The sequence below is a fragment of the Pseudoxanthomonas daejeonensis genome (genome assembly GCF_010093205.1).
Taxonomy (GTDB): Bacteria; Pseudomonadota; Gammaproteobacteria; order Xanthomonadales; family Xanthomonadaceae; genus Pseudoxanthomonas; species Pseudoxanthomonas daejeonensis.
The window spans coordinates 1-2,068 of sequence record NZ_PDWN01000024.1; the positions used below are offsets into that span (position 1 = coordinate 1).

The following is a 2,068-nucleotide window of genomic DNA, read 5'->3' on the forward strand; positions in this document are numbered from 1 at the left end:
TCAGGTCGCCATCGGCGATGGAGCGCAGCAGGTGGGAGAGCTGGCCCAGGTTGCGGTCGGAGGTGTCCATCATCGCGTTGAGGCCCTGGACCATGACCTTGAAGTCGTACTGGTAGGCGGACTCGTCACCGCGCATGCTGAAGTCGCCGGCCGACGCGGCCTGCGCCAGCCGCTTGATCTCCACGTTGATCGACTGCAGGGATGCCTTGGCCGCATCCATGGCCTCGTGCAGGAAGGCGCGGCTGCCCGGCAGGCGTCGCGCGTCGTGCGAAAGGTCGCCATGGGCGTACTTCCGCAGCACAGCGATGGCGTCGGTGATCGCATCCAGGTGCTCGAACATCATCGTGTTGATGCCGGCGGCCAGTTCGCCGTACACGCCGGGGAATTCCTCGGGCATGCGATGGGTGATGTCCTCGGCGGCGTGCAGCCGGATCATCTCGTGGGTCTCGTGCGAAAAGCGCTCGAGCATCTGCACCATCTCGTCGGTGGCCTTGAGCATCTGCCCGACCTCGTCGCGGCCGTGGTGGCCGGTGCGAACGCCGAGGTCGCCGCGGGACACGCCCTTGACTGCCGCCAGGGCGCGGCCGATGGAATCGAGCACCGATCCGCCGATCACCCAGCCGATGGCCAGGTTCAGCAGTACCAGCAGGCCGCCGGCGACGGTCATGATCGCGGTGAACTGCAGCGCCTGTGCCTGGGTGTCGTCGACGTAGACGCCGGTGCCCACCACCCAGCCCCACGGCGCATATAGCGCCGCATACGAGGTCTTGGGCACCGGATCCTTCTCGCCGGCCTTGGCCCAGCTGTAGTCGACGAAGCCGCCGCCGCCCCGCGCCGCCGCCACGAACGCGGGGAAGATCGCCTTGCCATCGGGGCTGAGCACGTCCGATACCGGCTTGCCGTCCAGGTCCGGCCGGGTCGGGTGCATGAGCATCGTCGGCGTCTGGTCGGTGACGAAGAAGTAATCCACGCCCTTGGATGCCTGCATCATCGACAGGGTCTTCAGGGCCGCCGCCTTGGCCTCCTCAGGTTCCAGCTCCCCGGATTCGGCGCGGGCGGTGTAACCCTCGATGACGCCCATCGCCATCTCCACCTGGGCGCGCAGTCCGGCCTGGCGGGTGGAGTTGAGATCGAGGTACTGGATGCGGGCGGCGACGACCGCCAGGGCGACGATGCCGACGGCGACGAAGGCGGTCTGCATCAGGAACTTGCGCTTCATCGGCAAGTTGGAGAGGGCGCGTGACGCGAGGGATCGCAGGCTCATGGGGTAGGACTTCGGGGGGATACCTGGAAGGTATCGGCCGCCAGCGCGCCAACTTTCGGCGAGAGGGGTCCTGCGAGCTGAACCGGGTGATGGATCATGGCGTACGGACCACGGAGAACGGCTCCGGAACTCCGGGCGTCGCGATGGGCTTTTGCCGAACACCACGACGCCGGCATCGGTCCGTCAAAAAAAGAACCCCGGCCTGGGCCGGGGTTCGAACATGCAGGCGATACGCCCGTGCTCAGAACTCGGCCCAGTCGGCCTCGTTGAGGATGGTGGCAGTGTTGCCGGCGGTACGAGGCGTCGCGGCGCGGGCGGAGGCCTTGCGTACCGGGAACTGGACCGCCGTGGTCGAACTGGCCGCAACCGGTGCATGCTTCGCCGCCGCGCCGCCCTCGATCCGGAACACGGCGATGGCCTGGGCCAGGCTGCCGGCCTGTTCTTCCATCGAACGCGCCGCCGCGGTGGCTTCCTCCACCAGCGCCGCATTCTGCTGGGTGGTCTCGTCCATCTGCACGATGGTCTGGTTGACCTGTTCGATGCCGGCGGCCTGTTCCTGCGAAGCCGCCGAGATCTCGGACATGATGTCGGTGACCCGCTGCACCGAGGCGACCAGTTCGCCCATGGTCTTGCCGGCCTGCTCGGCCAGGGCCGAACCGTCGGACACCTTGCTGGTAGAGTCCTCGATCAGCGACTTGATCTCCTTGGCCGCGGTGGCCGAACGCTGGGCCAGCGAACGCACCTCGGTGGCGACCACGGCGAAGCCGCGGCCCTGTTCGCCGGCACGGGCCGCCTCGACCGCCG

Annotated in this window: 2 protein-coding genes; both read right to left on the reverse strand. The window is 67.9% G+C overall.

What is annotated here, in order from left to right:
- The coding region (locus tag CSC65_RS16015) for a cache domain-containing protein (RefSeq protein WP_162411586.1) at positions 1-1,264 on the reverse strand (1,264 nt) is incomplete at its 3' end.
- 241 nt (positions 1,265-1,505) lie between these two features.
- On the reverse strand, positions 1,506-2,068 hold a 563-nt coding region (locus CSC65_RS16020; RefSeq protein ID WP_238390436.1), incomplete at its 5' end, for a methyl-accepting chemotaxis protein.